The organism is Sorangium sp. So ce327 (assembly GCF_051530205.1).
GTDB classification, from domain to species: domain Bacteria; phylum Myxococcota_A; class Polyangia; order Polyangiales; family Polyangiaceae; genus Sorangium; species Sorangium cellulosum_B.
Genome location: NZ_CP150330.1, coordinates 10,352,802 through 10,367,404, shown reverse-complemented (window position 1 = coordinate 10,367,404; position 14,603 = coordinate 10,352,802). Strand labels below are relative to the sequence as shown.

Annotated in this window: 13 protein-coding genes; 7 read left to right on the top strand and 6 right to left on the bottom strand. The window is 71.6% G+C overall.

Annotated features, from left to right (window positions below; genetic code table 11):
• Positions 1-105: 105 nt before the first annotated feature.
• The 5 genes from WME95_RS38825 to WME95_RS38805 form a co-directional block, all read right to left on the bottom strand.
• Positions 106-1,851, bottom strand: coding sequence for a class II glutamine amidotransferase (locus WME95_RS38825; protein ID WP_437904356.1), 1,746 nt, complete (start codon positions 1,849-1,851; stop codon positions 106-108).
• 23 nt (positions 1,852-1,874) lie between these two features.
• Positions 1,875-2,912, bottom strand: coding sequence for an alpha-E domain-containing protein (locus tag WME95_RS38820; protein ID WP_437904355.1), 1,038 nt, complete (start codon positions 2,910-2,912; stop codon positions 1,875-1,877).
• On the bottom strand, positions 2,909-4,537 hold the full coding sequence (locus WME95_RS38815) for a circularly permuted type 2 ATP-grasp protein (protein WP_437904354.1): 1,629 nt from the start codon (positions 4,535-4,537) through the stop codon (positions 2,909-2,911). Before WME95_RS38815 ends, WME95_RS38820 begins: the two co-directional genes overlap by 4 nt.
• Positions 4,538-4,590: 53 nt before the next feature.
• The gene (locus tag WME95_RS38810; protein WP_012239707.1) at positions 4,591-5,058 is read right to left on the bottom strand and encodes a response regulator; all 468 of its coding nucleotides are present in this window, start codon (positions 5,056-5,058) and stop codon (positions 4,591-4,593) included.
• A 333-nt stretch (positions 5,059-5,391) separates the two neighbouring features.
• The gene (locus WME95_RS38805) at positions 5,392-7,290 is read right to left on the bottom strand and encodes a chloride channel protein (protein ID WP_437904353.1); all 1,899 of its coding nucleotides are present in this window, start codon (positions 7,288-7,290) and stop codon (positions 5,392-5,394) included.
• Between the two features lie 271 nt (positions 7,291-7,561).
• Between WME95_RS38805 and WME95_RS38800 the strand changes: the two genes are divergently transcribed.
• Positions 7,562-7,930, top strand: coding sequence for a hypothetical protein (locus WME95_RS38800; RefSeq protein ID WP_437544954.1), 369 nt, complete (start codon positions 7,562-7,564; stop codon positions 7,928-7,930).
• 99 nt (positions 7,931-8,029) lie between these two features.
• Positions 8,030-8,416 (top strand): hypothetical protein, encoded by a 387-nt coding sequence (locus WME95_RS38795; protein WP_437904352.1) that lies wholly within the window; start codon positions 8,030-8,032, stop codon positions 8,414-8,416.
• 43 nt (positions 8,417-8,459) lie between these two features.
• On the opposite strand, the gene WME95_RS38790 is transcribed toward WME95_RS38795, so the two are convergent.
• Entirely contained in the window at positions 8,460-9,164 is a 705-nt protein-coding gene (locus tag WME95_RS38790; RefSeq protein ID WP_437904351.1) for a hypothetical protein, read from the bottom strand.
• A gap of 465 nt (positions 9,165-9,629) precedes the next feature.
• Here WME95_RS38790 and glgC point away from each other — a divergent pair, with 465 nt between their 5' ends.
• From glgC to WME95_RS38765, 5 genes are all read left to right on the top strand, one after another.
• Entirely contained in the window at positions 9,630-10,898 is a 1,269-nt protein-coding gene (glgC, locus tag WME95_RS38785; RefSeq protein ID WP_437544951.1) for a glucose-1-phosphate adenylyltransferase, read from the top strand.
• 197 nt (positions 10,899-11,095) lie between these two features.
• On the top strand, positions 11,096-11,791 hold the full coding sequence (locus tag WME95_RS38780; RefSeq protein ID WP_012239701.1) for a metallophosphoesterase: 696 nt from the start codon (positions 11,096-11,098) through the stop codon (positions 11,789-11,791).
• 123 nt (positions 11,792-11,914) lie between these two features.
• Entirely contained in the window at positions 11,915-12,868 is a 954-nt protein-coding gene (locus WME95_RS38775; protein ID WP_437904350.1) for a 50S ribosomal protein L11 methyltransferase, read from the top strand.
• A complete protein-coding gene (locus WME95_RS38770; protein WP_437904349.1) occupies positions 12,865-13,623 on the top strand; it encodes an RsmE family RNA methyltransferase in 759 nt (252 codons plus the stop codon). The genes WME95_RS38775 and WME95_RS38770 overlap by 4 nt, the downstream gene beginning before the upstream one ends.
• Positions 13,623-14,597 (top strand): alpha/beta hydrolase, encoded by a 975-nt coding sequence (locus WME95_RS38765; RefSeq protein ID WP_437904348.1) that lies wholly within the window; start codon positions 13,623-13,625, stop codon positions 14,595-14,597. The genes WME95_RS38770 and WME95_RS38765 overlap by 1 nt, the downstream gene beginning before the upstream one ends.
• Positions 14,598-14,603 lie beyond the last annotated feature (6 nt).

The window sequence follows — 14,603 nt, the reverse complement described above, 5'->3', positions numbered from 1 at the left end:
TCTTCAAGACACTCCCTGTCTCCCCGCCTCCCCGTTCAATTTTCCCGCTGGAAAGGGCTGCTCAATGAGGGAGTCTCAGGCCCTCTCCATCCCAGCGCCCCGCCATCAGTCGATCGGCTCGACCCGCACGTCGACCGCGAGGCGCTCCGCGCCGCCACCCACGTAGATCGTGCCCGAGGTCGGCGTCGCGTCCACGTAGTTGCGCCCGACCGCGACGCGGATGTGATCGGTCTGCGTCAGGATCCCGTTCGTCGGGTCGAAGCCCTTCCACCCGATCTCCGGCAGGTACACCTGGACCCAGGCGTGCGACGCCTCGCTCTGCCGCTGGTTCTCGTGCTTCGGCCCCGTGTAGATGTACCCGCACACGTAGCGCGACGGCACGCCGAGCAGCCGCGTCAGGCAGATGAACAGGTTCGTGAAGTCCTGGCACACGCCGCGGCGGTTCGCGTACACGTCGAACGCCGTCGTGAACAGGTTGGTCGACCCCTGCTTGTACTCGTACTCCTCGAAGATCGACGCGTTCAGGTCGAGCAGCGTGTCGAGCAGATCGTAGCCGTTCCGCTCCACGAAGGTCATCGCGTACTCGATGAGCTCCGAGAGCTCGCTCTCGGCCAGCTCCGGCGGCAGGAGGAACGGCTGCAGGATCTGGCGCTGCCACGGCATCCACACGAGCGGGATCGTCGACCGCGCGCGCAGCGGGCGGAAGCTCAGCGGATCGGTGTCGAGCAGCTCCACCCGCGACCTCGACTCGATGACGAGATCATGGAACGGCGTGTCGAGCAGCACCCGCCGCGCGCGGTTGCCGAAGACGTCGTCGTACTCGCGCTGCTGGCCCTCGACCGACACCTCGATCTCGTTGTGCAGCAGCGTCTGCAGCCGGTCGTGCGCCGGCGTCAGCCGCAGGAGATGCGTGCTGCGCTCCACCGCTGTCGCGTAGTGGTACGACGTGCGGTGCACCACCTGGAAGCGGCGGATCGCCGCGTGCACGGGGCGCCGGACCGGCCGCGACGAGAGCGGCGGCGTGGACGACGACGGCTTGCGCCGGTCGGTGCGCGGCGACGCCGTGGCCCGGAGCGCCCCCTGCCGCAGCACCACGAGGTGCCCCGGCGGCACGCGCTTCCAGGACGCCGCCCGCCCGCCCGCGTGGACCTTGAGCTCCTCCGACGAGACGATGACGCCCTTGCGGCTCTTGACCCCCCGGCGCGTCAGGTCGACCTCCAGATCGTCGTCCCCGAACGCGAGGCGCTCGTACGGCGGCAGCACCTCCCACAGGAACGCGTCCCCCTCGCGATCGCGATCCGCGTAGACCACCAGATCGCGGCCGTCGGCCAGGACCGTCGTGAGGGGGCCGTGCTCGTTCATCTCGTCGAACCAGTCGCGCAGCACCGCCGGATCGATGTCGCCGATGCTCCGGAGGTTCTCCGACGCCATCCAGCGCATGAGCTCGCACAGGATGAGCTCCGTGTCCGTCGAGCCGACCGGCTGGAAGAGCGATTTCGGATCGACCTCGATCCGGTCGACGAGGCTGCCGCTGTGCGCGAACAGCCAGTCGCGCCCGCCCCAGCTCCGGCTGAACGGCTGCGTGTTGGCGTCGTTGACGCTGCCCCACGTCGCCGTGCGGATGTGCAGCACGAGCAGCGACGACTCGAGGTGCTCCCACGCCTTCACGAGCTCGCTGCGGATGCTCCCCTGCGGCGGCGCCGGCTCCTTGAGCACCGAGGCGCTCGGCTCGCCGCCGGGGTAGTACCCGATGCCCCAGCCGTCAGGCAGTTTGCGTCCGGGCTGCAGGCAGGTGAGATCGAAACATGGGGCGAGCTCGCCCTCGAACGACATCGCGAGGAGATTCGGCATGGGTACGTCGGCGACTCTGGCGGCTACTGGCTCGTGACCGTGGGGTTGCTGTCGGGCGGCCCGTAACCGAGCAGCTCACGACCGATACCGTCGCAGATCATCGCCGTCTCGTCGACCACATGGGTGAGCGCCGCGTGGACCGCCATCGGGTCGAACGGCTCGGTGGCCCTGTCGGCCACCCACTGGTGCAGGAGCTGGAGCCGCTCGAGGCTCTCGCCGCCGGGGAGCGCCACGCTGTCCGGCGGCCGGATCTCGCAGAGGCGCGCGAACGCCGCGTGGACGCAGTGCCGGATCGAGCGCGGGAAGCGCGGCTCGTACAGGAGGAACTGGGCGACAGCCTCCTCGCTCACCTGACCCTGGTTGAGCTTCATGAACGGCTCGAACCCGGAGCAGGCGCGGAGGAGCGAGAGCCAGAGCGCCGTCTCCACGACCCGGTGCTGCCTGCGCAGCGCGCCCTGCGCCTGCGCGCTCATCTCCGACGGCGACGGCGGCGGGAGGTTGGTCAGCGCGTGGTGGTGCACGTCGAGCGTGCGCGCGGTCTGCCCGACGCGCTCGAGCAGCACGCCGAGCCAGATGAAATCGAGCGGCGTGTCGTTGAGCATCGTGCTCTGCGTGAGCCCGAGGCAGAGCTGTGTGAGCTGGCGTACGCGCCGGTAGAAGGCGTAGCGGCTCGACCTGAACTCCTCCCGCGCCTCGTCGCTGTTCACCCAGAGGTGGAGCTCGTTGAGGGTCTCCCACACCTCGAGGCTGACGACCTCCCGGATCGACCGCGTGTTCCAGCGCGCGGCCGAGATCGAGCTGCGGAGGCTCGTCGGGTTGTCCTCGTCGAAGCTCATGTAGCGCTGCACGAGCTCGCCGTCGGCCGCGGCCTCCTCGCCGTGCTCGGCCCCGAAGTGCTCCTTCTGCCCGGCCACGATGATGACCGGAAGCCAGCACTGCTGCGTCGGGATCTCGGCGTCGAGCGCGAGGTTCTGCGTGACGGCGAGGATGCGGGCCATGTTCTCGGTCCGCTCGAGGTAGCGGCCGAACCAGAAGCAGTGATCGGCGACGCGGGAGATCACGGGGCCTCCGGGGGGGCAGATCCCGGCGCGGCGCCGGGAGGGTCGTTGTTCGCGGCGGCGGGGCTCGCGTCGGAGCCGCCGACCGAGGGCGTGCGCTGCCCGTTCTCCCCTGGGCCCTTGAGGACCCAGGTGTCCTTCGAGCCCCCGCCCTGGCTCGAGTTGACGACGTAGGAGCCGGCCACCAGCGCGACGCGCGTGAGCCCGCCGGGCAGCACCCACGCGCCGTCGCGGCCCGTCAGCACGTAGGGGCGCAGGTCGAGCCTCCTCGGGACCGCGGTCTTCGTGGTCGGGTCCCAGGTGGGGCTCGTCGAGAGCTCGATCCGGTGCTGGGCGATGTAGCGGCGCGGCGTCGCCTGGATGCGCGCCCGGAACTCGTCCCGCTGCGCGGCGGTCGACTGCGGCCCCATCAGCATGCCGTAGCCGCCGGCCTCGTCGACCGCCTTGACGACCAGCTGGTCGAGGTGGTCGAGCACGTAGCGCCGGTCGTCGTCGCGCATGCAGAGGTAGGTGGGGACCTGCTCGAGGACCGGCTCCTCGCCGAGGTAGTAGCGGATCATCTCCGGCACGAAGGGGTACACGGCCTTGTCGTCGGCCACGCCGTTGCCGGGCGCGTTCGCGAGCGCGACGTTGCCGGCGGCGTAGGCGCGCATCAGGCCGCGCACGCCGAGCATGCTGTCGGGGCGAAAGGCCTCGGGGTCGAGGAACGCCTCGTCGATGCGGCGGTAGATGACGTGGACCCGGCGCGGGCCGCGCGTCGTCCGGACGAAGACCTCGTCCTGATCGACGAACAGGTCGGGGGCCTGCACGAGCTCGAGCCCCATCGTGCGCGCGAGGAAGCTGTGCTCGAAATAGGCCGAGTTGTAGGGCCCCGGCGTGAGCACGACGGCGCTCGTGCCGCTCGGGCTCGCGGGCGACACCGAGCGCAGCGTCTCGGCGAGCCGGGCCGGGTAATGGTCGACCCGCTGCACGCGCGCCTTGTCCAGCAGGTGCGGCAGGACGCGCTTGCTGATGAGCCGGTTCTCCAGGACGTAGGAGACGCCGGACGGCGTGCGGAGGTTGTCCTCCAGGACCCGGAAGGTCCCGGCCGGATCGCGGATGATGTCGACGCCCGCGATGTGGATGCGCACGCCGCCCGGGGGCCGCAGGCCGTGGACCTGCTTCAGGTACTGCCCGGAGCCGAGCACGAGGTCCCGGGGGACGCGCTCCTCCTTGAGGATGCGCTGGTCCCCGTAGACGTCGTCGAGGAAGAGGCCGAGCGCGCGGACGCGCTGCTCGAGGCCCCGCTCCATGTGGGCCCAGTCCGCCGCGGAGAGCATCCGGGGGACGAGGCAGAGCGGGAAGATCTTCTCCGCGCCGCGCTGATCCGCGTAGACGGAGAACGTGACGCCCTGGTTGAGCAGGGCGAGCTCCGCGAGGTGCTGCGCGCGCGCGAACTCGTTCGGCGCGAGCGCGCCGAGGAGCGTGGCAGTGCGCAGGAACTCGGGGCGAGGAGCGCCGTCTCGACCAAACAGCTCGTCGTAGGCGCCGGGGAGGGGAGTGTAGCCGGCGAAGAGGCCGGCACCCGGGTTCTCTAACAACACTGGAGTGAAGCTACCGCCGGACGGCCCTGGAGGTCCATGGGCCATTTGCGGTTTCTGCCGCGATGGAGGCAGTGGCGCGGTCGGCTGATCGACTCGGCCTACTCGGCGTCGAGGATTTGCCGCTCTCTGGAGCGCGTGAGCTCGTCGACCGCGGCCAGGAAGGCGTCGTAGTCGATGGGCTTGGGCAGCACCCGAGCGACACCGAGGCTCGTCGCGTCATGTTTTGAAGACGCGGATGAAACAATGACTGGTATACGGGCCGTCTTCTCGTTGTGCCGGAGCGCCGTGAGCAGGCCCCAGCCGTCCATCACCGGCATCATGATGTCGACGACGAGCAGATCCGGCGGCGCGATCTGGTCGAGCAACGCCAGCGCCTCCTCGCCGTTCGAGGCGCAGCGCACCTCGTAGCCGCCCTCGCTCTCCAAGATCATGCTCACGACCTCCTGGATGTTCGGCTCGTCGTCCACGACGACCACGAGCTTGGCGCGGCTGTTCGGCGCGCTCGATCGTGTTCGTACTTCCGCGTTGCGCCGCACCGTCCGACCTCCGAGCGTATCGACAAGCATGCCGTTCTCCCCTGCGCTCTCCGGACCCCGAATTCTCCGGATGAACGAGAGTATTCCCCACGCGCTCCGTTCCGTCGCTGCGTGGAATCCAAGATTGAAAGCTCAGGAGACTCCCGAAAGCGGTGGGGGCCGCAGGCTTGCGTCATTACGCCCGAACCACGATCGGGCGCGCGGCGCGACCAGGACATCCGCGCGCGCACGTCCATGAGACGCGCGCGTCGCCCGCGTGGGCGCGCGAAAGCTAGCCATTCCCGAATTTCCAGGACGAGCGCGCCATGCGTCCGCCGTGCGTCGTGCGTCGTGCGTCGTCGTCGCTCGCCTGTCCCGAGATTCCTACTGTCCCGCGCTCTCGAGCTCCGCCGTCGCGTCGTGGTAGGCGCGCGTGACGTCGGATTCGTCCAGGATGCCGACGATCTTGCCCTCGGCGTCGGTGACCAGGAGCTCTCGCACGCGCAGCTCCAGCAGCACCTGGAGCGCGTGGTGCAGGTCCTCCGCTTCGCTGACCGACGCGGGGCTCGCCATCATGTCGTGCGCGATCGCGAGCCCCGAGAGCTCGGGGCTCGTCGCGGTGGCGCGCAGGATCTCGGCGTCGATGGTGCCGACGACCTTGCCGTCCTCGGAGAGCACGGGGAAGGTGTCCTGCCACTCGCACGCCGCGATGCGCTCGACGACGATCGAGGCGGGGGTCCGCGCCTCGAACGACACGAACGGGCGGCTGCGGATGACGATGTCGGCGACGCGGATGCTGCGGAGCACGTCGACGATGAGCTCACCCCGGTGCGCCGGGGACTCGCGCTTGGTCGCGACCTGCGCGCGGTACAGGGTGCTGTGCCGGAGCGCCACGAAGGCGATGCCCTCGCAGAGCATGAGCGGCACGAGCAGGTCGTAGCTGCCGGCGAGCTCGCAGACCATGACGAGCGAGGCGATCGGCACATGCGCGATCCCGCCGTAGAACGTGCCCATCCCGACGAGCGCGAACGCGCCGGGGTCGATGCGCGGATCGCCGAGCAGGAGCTCCGCCGCGCGCCCGAAGGCCCCGCCCGTGAGCGCGCCGAGCACGAGCGAGGGGCCGAAGTCCCCCGCGCTGCCGCCCGAGCCGACGGTGAGCGAGGTCGCGACGATCTTCGTGGCGAGCAGCACGAGCAGGAGCTGCACCGCGGTCCACCCGCCGGGCAGCCACGAGGCCCCCGTGATCGCGATCTGGGCCGCGCCATACCCCGCGCCCAGCATCCCGAACCCCTCCCCCGGCCTGGCGAAGCGCGGCCCGAGGAGCATGAGCAGCGGGGTCACGAGCGCGCCGAGCGCGAGGCCGCCGAGCGCGGGCTTCGCCCAGGGCGGCAGCGGGATGCGGTGCACCGTGTACTCCACGGCGTGCAGCGTCCGGAGGAAGACCGTGGCCACGAGCGACACGACGAGCGCGAGCGCGGCGTAGAGGGGGAGGTGGCTCGGGATGAACGGGTAGCGGGGAGCGTGCGCGAAGAGGGTCGACTCGCCGAAGAAGTAAATGAAGACGGAGTACGAGACGACGCTCGCGAGGATGGAGGGGATGAGCGCGTCGGCCTCGAAGTCGTCGCGGTGCAGCACCTCGACGGCGAGGAGCGCGGCCCCGAGCGGCGTCCGGAACACGGCCGCCATACCCGCGGCCGCGCCGGCGATGAGCAGGATCCGCCGCTCGCGCGTGTCCACCCGGAGGGCGCGCCCGATGATCGAGCCGAGCGCGCCGCCGATCTGCATCGTCGGCCCCTCGCGCCCGCCGGACCCGCCGCAGCCGAGCGTGAAGATGGAGGCGAGCGCCTTCACCACCGGGACGCGGCGGCGGACGATGCCGCCCATGTGGTGGAACGCCCGGATGAAGGCGTCGCCGCCGCCGCCGCGGGTCTCGGGCGCGAGCGCCGTCGTGAGCACCCCGCCGACGAGGGCGCCGAACGCCGGCAGGACGAGGACGAGCCAGGGCCGGAACGCCCCGACGTGCGCGCTCGAGAGCACCGCCTCGCCCTTGGCGCGGAGCGGCTCGTAGCCGGTGACCGCGATGAAGAGCTCGTGCTCGGCGAGCTCGAGGGCGGCGAAGAACAGCGAGCCGGCGATGCCGGCCGTGACGCCGACGAGGATCGCGTGGAGCAGCACCCGACCGACGAGCTGGAACGGGATCAGCCCCTGCGCGCGGGGGATCGGCGTGCGCGCCGCCCCCGTGCGGCTGGGGCGTGATGGGGAGTACTCGCGGGACGACATCATGATCTCGTGGCCCAGGGCCTCCCCCCTCGAGCGATGGGCCTGGCAGGAGCGGTAGCTTCCCTGATCTTCGGCGGGTTGCCGCCTGAAATCGCCGCCAGGATCGCCGTCCCCGGAGGCGCCCTCGCGGCGTCGGCCTCCGCTCGGTCTACGTTCGGCTTCCGTTCGGCTTCCGCGCGGCTTCCGCTCGGGCCTCCCGCGCTCCATGAGCGAGGAAGGAAGCCTGGCGCGGGCGCGGCATCCGGACCCGCCCGAGCCCGGACGAGGTGGAGTCATGACGACCGATCGGAGCACCGTCGAGTACGGCACCCTCATCACCGGAGACGCGAGCGTCACGATGGGCGACGCGGCCGTCCAGACGACGGACGAGAGCGTCCGCACGACCGCCGAGACCGTGGTGACGCCCGTCGTGGCGCTCGAGCTGGCCGCCGAGATCCTGGCGGGCTCGCTCGGCCCGCTGATCGACGAGGATTACGTGCAGGGCAAGACCCGGTTCCGGGACGTGCTCTGCGACCGGATCGACATCTCGCAGCTCGAGGCGGAGGAGCTGGTCGACGACATGGAGCGGTCGGGGCGGATCCGTTTCATCGGCGTGGCAGAGGGCCGGGGGTGGCACATCCAGCAGGGAGCGGGGGTGCGTTGATGGCCGCTGTCTCGCGCAGAAAGGCGGGCTCGCCGGTGGTGCCTGACGAAACAATTCCCTTGCCGGCGTACTCGACTCGTGGCCTACGCTGAGGCGCCTATGGAGGACGGTACGAAGCCGCGCAAGGCTGTGGTCCCGAGCGCTCCGCCCGCGCCGCTCGTGATCGTGGCCGGTTGTCCTGCCGAGCTCGTCGCTGTGTGCAGGGAGGCGGGGGCCCGGCTCGGGGTGACGGTGCGCGAGTGCGATCTGCGCTCGCTCCGGGCGACGAGCGCGGCGTCGCACCTGTACGCCGTGATCGTGGGGGAGGAGCTGTACCGGTTCGATCGGGAGGTGTTCGACGCGATCATCCGCCAGGCGCCGGCGTCGCTGGTGCGCGTCGATCGCCGGGAAGCGGACGACGCGTCGGCGCGGCGGCTGCTCGTCGATGCCGTCTTCGAGTCGGCGGCGACCGAGCCGAGCAGCGGGATCCGGTCCACCCTGACGTGAAGCGGCGCGGCGCGACGTCGCACCGCCGCCGCCAGCGGCCGCGTCAGGGCTTGCGCTTCATGCCGGGGAGGGTGGCCTTCTCGGGCGGCGGCTCGAGGTACTCGATCTGCTCCGCGGACAGGATGCCGTACTTCGGGTTGGCCGCCGCGCCGCCTGTCGACTTCGTGAACGTCACGCCGTAGGTGCCGGTGACCTTGACCTTCGCGCCGACGGCCGGGATCGGGTTCGGCAGCTCCTGGCCCCAGAACTCGTCCGTGAGCTTCGCCTCGCCCTCCTTGCCCCGCGGCGCTTTGTCGATCGCCTCGATCATGCTGTAGATCTGCGCGAAGTTCGACGCCCAGCCCATGACCTCGATCATGTCCTTCGTCTCGCCCTTCTCGTCGGCGATCGCGAAGCTGGGGACCGGCGCCTTGCAGTCCGGCGGGTCACCCTTGCCCGTCTTGTGCACCGCACAGGCGGGGGCCTCCGCGAGGTTCGTCTTGACGATGTAGCCGACGATCGAGAGCTTCTTGCCGTTCACGTCCTCGAAGTGGACGCGGCTCCGGAGGTCGTGCGTGACGCCCCAGACCGTGTAAGCGTCACCCTGCTTCTTGTTCTTCGCGGGCAGCGTCGGCACCGCGGGCAGGGTCGCTTTGCGGCCGCTGAAGGCGGGCTTTGCCGTGTAGGGCTGCTCGTCCGTTCCGCACCCTGAAGTGCCCGCGACGAGGAGGATGGCGGCGAGGAGGGGTCGACCGAATCGGGCGTTCATGGCATCTCCAAGGTCAGCGTGACGGGCACCTCCAGCAGGAAAGATCCAGCTCTGGAATAGCCCTCGGACAGCGGTGCGCCGCGTGCGGGTCAGGCGCCTCTCGCATGCGCGCGCGACGGCGGAAACGGCTAACACGGCCGCGAGTCGATCGTAAAGAGAAACGGAGACGTCCCCCTCTCTTCATCGATCCTCGTCGCGCGGCAGCGCGCCGCGGCGGAGGGCGGGCGGAGGACGGTAGAGCGCGACGGGCCGCCGCCGGCGCCGCCCGATCGCGGGGCGGGAGGGCGCGAGAGGCGGGCTCGGCGAGGCGCGCCGCGCGACCCGCCCAGGCTCAGCCCGGCGCCGCCAGGCCGGGTTGCGCAGGCCTCCGCGGCGTTCTCCCGGTCCCGGGGTTGCCTCGAATACGCGAAGGACGTGTTTCCGCTCTTCGCGATGGCAACATCGATCGAGTACCCTCTCCGTCCCATGCGCGAGACGACCCTGCGCACCGCTTTCGAAGCCTCGAAGGTTTTGGTGATGATCCTTGCTGGCGGCGAGGGCCGCCGGCTCGGCCCGTTGACGCACGACCGGGCGAAGCCCGCCGTGCCGTTCGGCGGCCGGTACCGGATCATCGACATCGTCCTCTCGAACTTCGTCAACTCCGGGCTGCACCGCATCAAGATCCTCACGCAGTACAAGAGCGCGTCGCTAGACGAGCACATCGCCCGAGCTTGGCGCCTCTCGCCGATGCTCGACAGCTTCATCGAGACCGTCCCTGCGCAGCAGCGCACGGGCAAGAGCTGGTTCAAGGGGTCGGCGGACGCCGTCTACCAGACCCAGCACGTCATCACGGACGAGTCGCCCGAGCACCTCTGCATCTTCGGCGGCGACCACGTCTACAAGATGGACGTGCGCCAGATGCTGCACGATCACCTGTCGCGCGACGCGGAGGTGACCGTCGCCGCCATCCCGGTGACGAAGGAGGAGGCTCGGTCCTTCGGCGTCATCGAGTGCGACGAGTCGGGGCGCATCCTCGCCTTCCACGAGAAGGTGCAGGATCCGCCGAGCATGCCCGGCAGGCCGGGCATGTGCCTCGCGTCGATGGGCAACTACATCTTCAAGACGAAGGCGCTGCTCGACGTCCTCGAGCACGACGCGGCGACCGAGGACAGCGCGCACGATTTCGGGCGCGACATCATCCCGCGCATGGTCCAGAGCGGCAGCCGCGTCTACGTCTACGATTTCCACGAGAACCTCGTCCCCGGCGAGGACGAGGGCGCGGGCTACTGGCGCGACATCGGGACGATCGACGCGTACTGGGCGGCCCAGATGGATCTCGTGAGCATCCAGCCGGCGTTCAATTTCTACAACCCGCGCTGGCCGATCCGGACCGGGATCAGCCACGACCCGCCCGCCAAGTTCGTCTTCCGCGACGAGGCGAACGCGCGCGTCGGCATCGCCACGGACAGCCTGGTCTCGCTCGGGTGCATCATCTCCGGCGGCAGGATCCACAGGAGCGTGCTCTCGAACCGGGTCCGCGTGAACTCCTTCAGCCACATCGAGGAGTGCGTGCTGTTCGAGGACGTCAAGATCGGGCGCCACGTCAAGCTCCGCCGCTGCATCATCGACAAGGACGTCGAGATCCCCGCCGGCGCCGAGATCGGCTTCAACCTCGAGGAGGACCGCAAGAAGTGGTTCGTCAGCGAGGGCGGGATCGTCGTGATCCCGAAGCGCGCCAAGATCGACTCCCCGTAATGCGCCTGACCAGGGCCAAGCGCGGCGCCGTCCGGGTGGCCGGCGCGTAACTCTCCTGAATTGCTTGTAAAATTCCGATTGCGGCGCGCGGCGATCGCCGCGCGCTCGCCGGCGGGGCCGCGCGGTCCTGCCGCGTCCGCGGGGACGGGCCTGGGCGCCCCCCATGGAACGGGCGTCCCTGCTACGTTGGGTGTGCGATGCCGCGCACGATCATCATCGGTGACGTTCACGGCTGCCGGGACGAGCTGGCGCGGCTGATCGAGCACGTGGGCCTCGTATCGGGCGATCGGGTCGTCATGGTCGGCGATCTGATCGTGCGCGGACCTGATCCGTGCGGAACGCTCGATCTGCTCCGGGAGGTCGGCGCGATCTCGGTGCGGGGCAACCACGAGGATCGGCTGCTCCGCTGGCGTGCCGGGCGGAGCGATCCTCGCGGCGAGCCGCTGGGGGAGCTCTCGAAGGAGACCGCGCAGCAGCTGCGCAAGCGGGACTGGGCGTGGCTGGAGACGCTGCCGTACTGGCTGGATCTGCCGGAGCACGGGCTCCGTGTGGTCCATGCAGGGTTGATCCCCGGGCTGCCGATCGAGCGACAGGATCCTCACACGTTGATGTACGTGCGCTGCCTCGGCCGCTACGGCGAGCCGGTCGAGCGCCGCGGGGGCAAGACGCTGTGGGGCCAGACGTACCAGGGCCCGCCGCACGTCGTGTTCGGCCACAACGCGCGGAGCGAGCCGCAGATGCACGCGTGGGCGACCGGGATCGACACGGGCGCGGTCTACGGGGGGCGCTTGACCGCGATGGTGCTCCACGACGGCGAGCGCGTCCCGCCGCCGGCGGCGCGCTCCGAGGTTCTGGTCTCGGTCCCGGCGCGGCGCCGTTACGTGGGGCGTTAAAAATGCTCCGCGTCTTCCAGCGGTTCCGCGCGATCGGCCGCGCCTCTCTGCGGGAATTTCGTTAGGCTCCCGTCCGCGCCGCGGCCGCTCTCCAGGCCGGCGGCCCGTCACGGAGCAAGCCAGGTGGAGCCTCGATACCCGTTCGTTGCAGTCGATGTCCCCGAGCCGGAGGCCGACGAGATCGGCGCCCTGCTGTTCGAGCTGGGCGCCAGCGGCGTCGAGCAGCGCGACGAGCAGACCCTCGTCCGCGGCGCGCGCTCGGGCCAGGTGACGCTCGTCGCCAGCTTCGAGGCGCACGGCGAGGCGATGGAGGCCATCGCGGCGCTCGGGGAGCTGTCGCCGCCGCTCGCCGCGCGGCTCGAGGAGGTGGTGGGCGACGCCTGGCGCGACGCGTGGAAGGAGCACTTCGCGCCGTTCGCGCTGACGCCCACGATCACGGTCGTGCCGCCGTGGGAGGAGCGCGCGCCCGAGCGCGAGGGCGAGCGGGTGCTCCTGCTCGAGCCGGGCAGGGCGTTCGGCACGGGGCTCCACGCGACGACGGCGCTCGTGGCGGAGCTCCTCGACGAGCACGCGGCGGAGCTCCGCGGCCGCGAGATCCTGGACGTGGGCACGGGCAGCGGCATCCTCGCGCTCGTCGCGCTGCTGCTCGGCGCGGAGCGGGCGGTCGCGATCGACAACGACGAGGACGTGATCGAGGTGGTGCTCGAGAACGCGGCGCGCAACGGCCTCGAGGGCCGCATCGAGGCGAGCGCCGGCGTCGTCGAGGGGGTGACGCGGCGGTTCCCGTGGGTCGTCGCGAACATCGAGGCGCGGGTGCTGCGGCCGCTGGCGCCGGAGCTCGCGCGCGTGCTCGAGCCGGGCGGCCGGCTGATCCTGTCGGGCATCCTCGAGAGCGAGCGCGACGATCTGATCGCGCGGTACACGTCGCTGCCGCGCCAGCTCGAGCACGTCGCGACCCGGCCGGATCCCGCGTCGCCGGGCGGCGATCGCAGGGCGGGGCGGGGCGACGCGGGCGGCGAGGGCTGGGTGGCGCTCCTGTTCCGCGCGCCGGGCGGCGCGGCGTCCTCGCCCGGATGAGCGGCCCGGGGCTCTTGCGGGTGCCGCTCGGCGCGATCGCGGCCGGCGTGATCGCGCTGCCGCCCGAGGCGGCGAGCTACGTCGTGCGGGTGCACCGCCTCCGCGAGGGGGATCGGTTCGTCGTGTTCGATCCGGAGCTCGGGGTCGAGGCGGAGGCAACGCTCGAGTCGATCGGCCGCCGCGGGGCGGAGGCGCGCATCGACCCGCCCCGCCCGGCCGCGCTGCGGCCAGGCCGGCGCGTGACGTGGATCCAGGCGGTGGGCAAGGGCGACAAGATGGACGCGGTGGTGCGCGACGCGACCGAGCTCGGGGCGACGCGGATCATCCCGGCGATCTCGGCGCGGAGCGTGGCGCGGCCCGCGGAGGAAAAGAGCCAGCGCTGGCGCCGGATCGCGGTCGAGGCGGCGCGCCAGTGCGGCCGCGGGGATGCGCCCCGGGTGGAGGCGCCGATGAGCCTCGCGGCGGCGCTCGCCGAGGCGCAGGCGGCGCCGTCGACCGAGGGCGGCGCGCTGGGGATGTGCCTGGATCCCTACGCGGAGACGCCGCTCGGCGCGCGGCTGGCCGCGCTGTCGCCGGGCATGGAGGCGGCGTTCGCGGTCGGGCCGGAGGGCGGGTTCACGCCGGAGGAGCTCGGCATGTGCGCGGCGCTCGGATTCGAGCGGGTGCGCCTCGGCGCGCTGACGCTGCGCACGGAGACGGTGTGCGCGGCGGCGCTCGGGGCGCTGATCGCGGTGAGCGACGCGCGCGCGGGGTGATGGGGCGGCGGTCGGCGAGCGGCGCGCTGGCGAGCGCTGGTCGCAGCGCCAGCGGCGCGTCGTCGCGCGGCGCGGCGCGGTGGATCGCGGCGTTGCTCGGCGCGCTCGCGGTCGCGCTCTGCGCGTGCAGCAACACGGCAGACGCTCCGAGGAGCGCGCGCGCGCCTGCGCCCGACGCGGCCGCGCTCGAGCCAGCGGAGCCCGGCGTCGTGCCCGCGGCGCCGGCCCCGGCCGTCTCCGCGGCCGCGACCGCGCCGTCCGAGCCGGCGCCGTGGCCCCGAGCGCGCCCGCCGCGCGTCGAGACGGACTGGTGCATCGACGGCGTCGACGCGCTCGACGAGGAGACCTGCTACGTCCTGCCCGACGCGCCGACCCGGACGCTGCTGCTCTATTTTCACGGCATCGTCCCGCCGGGGAAGGAGAGCCAGCAGAAGACCAACTTCGAGACGGTCGTGTCCCGCGCCGCACGGCGCGCGGGCGTCGCCGCGCTGATGCCGCGCGGCAAGGTCGGCCTCGCGCCGAAGGGCTACGCGAGCTGGTGGGGCTGGCCGACGGGCGGGCGGGCGTACGACGAGCACGCAGCTTCGTTCGTCGCGGTGTTCGCGGAGAAGCGGAGGAGGCTCGAGGAGATCGCCGGGGCCTCGTTCTCGCGGGTGTACGTCGCCGGCTCGTCGTCGGGCGCGTACTTCGCCGCGGCGCTCGCGCTGCGCGGCGGGATCGACGCCGACGGGTTCGGCGCGATGTCCGGCGGGGGAGGCCGCGCGACGCCCGAGCTCGCGACGCTCGCCCCGAGGCCGTTCTACATCGGCTTCGGCGCCCACGACACGGTGGGCGGCTCGGCCCGCGCCCTCGCGGGCGTCCTCCGCGGCGCGGGCTGGCCCGTGCGCGTCGCCGAGCACCCGTTCGGCCACGGCGCGAAGGAGGTGTACCTGGACGAGGCGTTCGCCTTCTGGCGCGAGCACGAGGCGCGCTGATCCCGC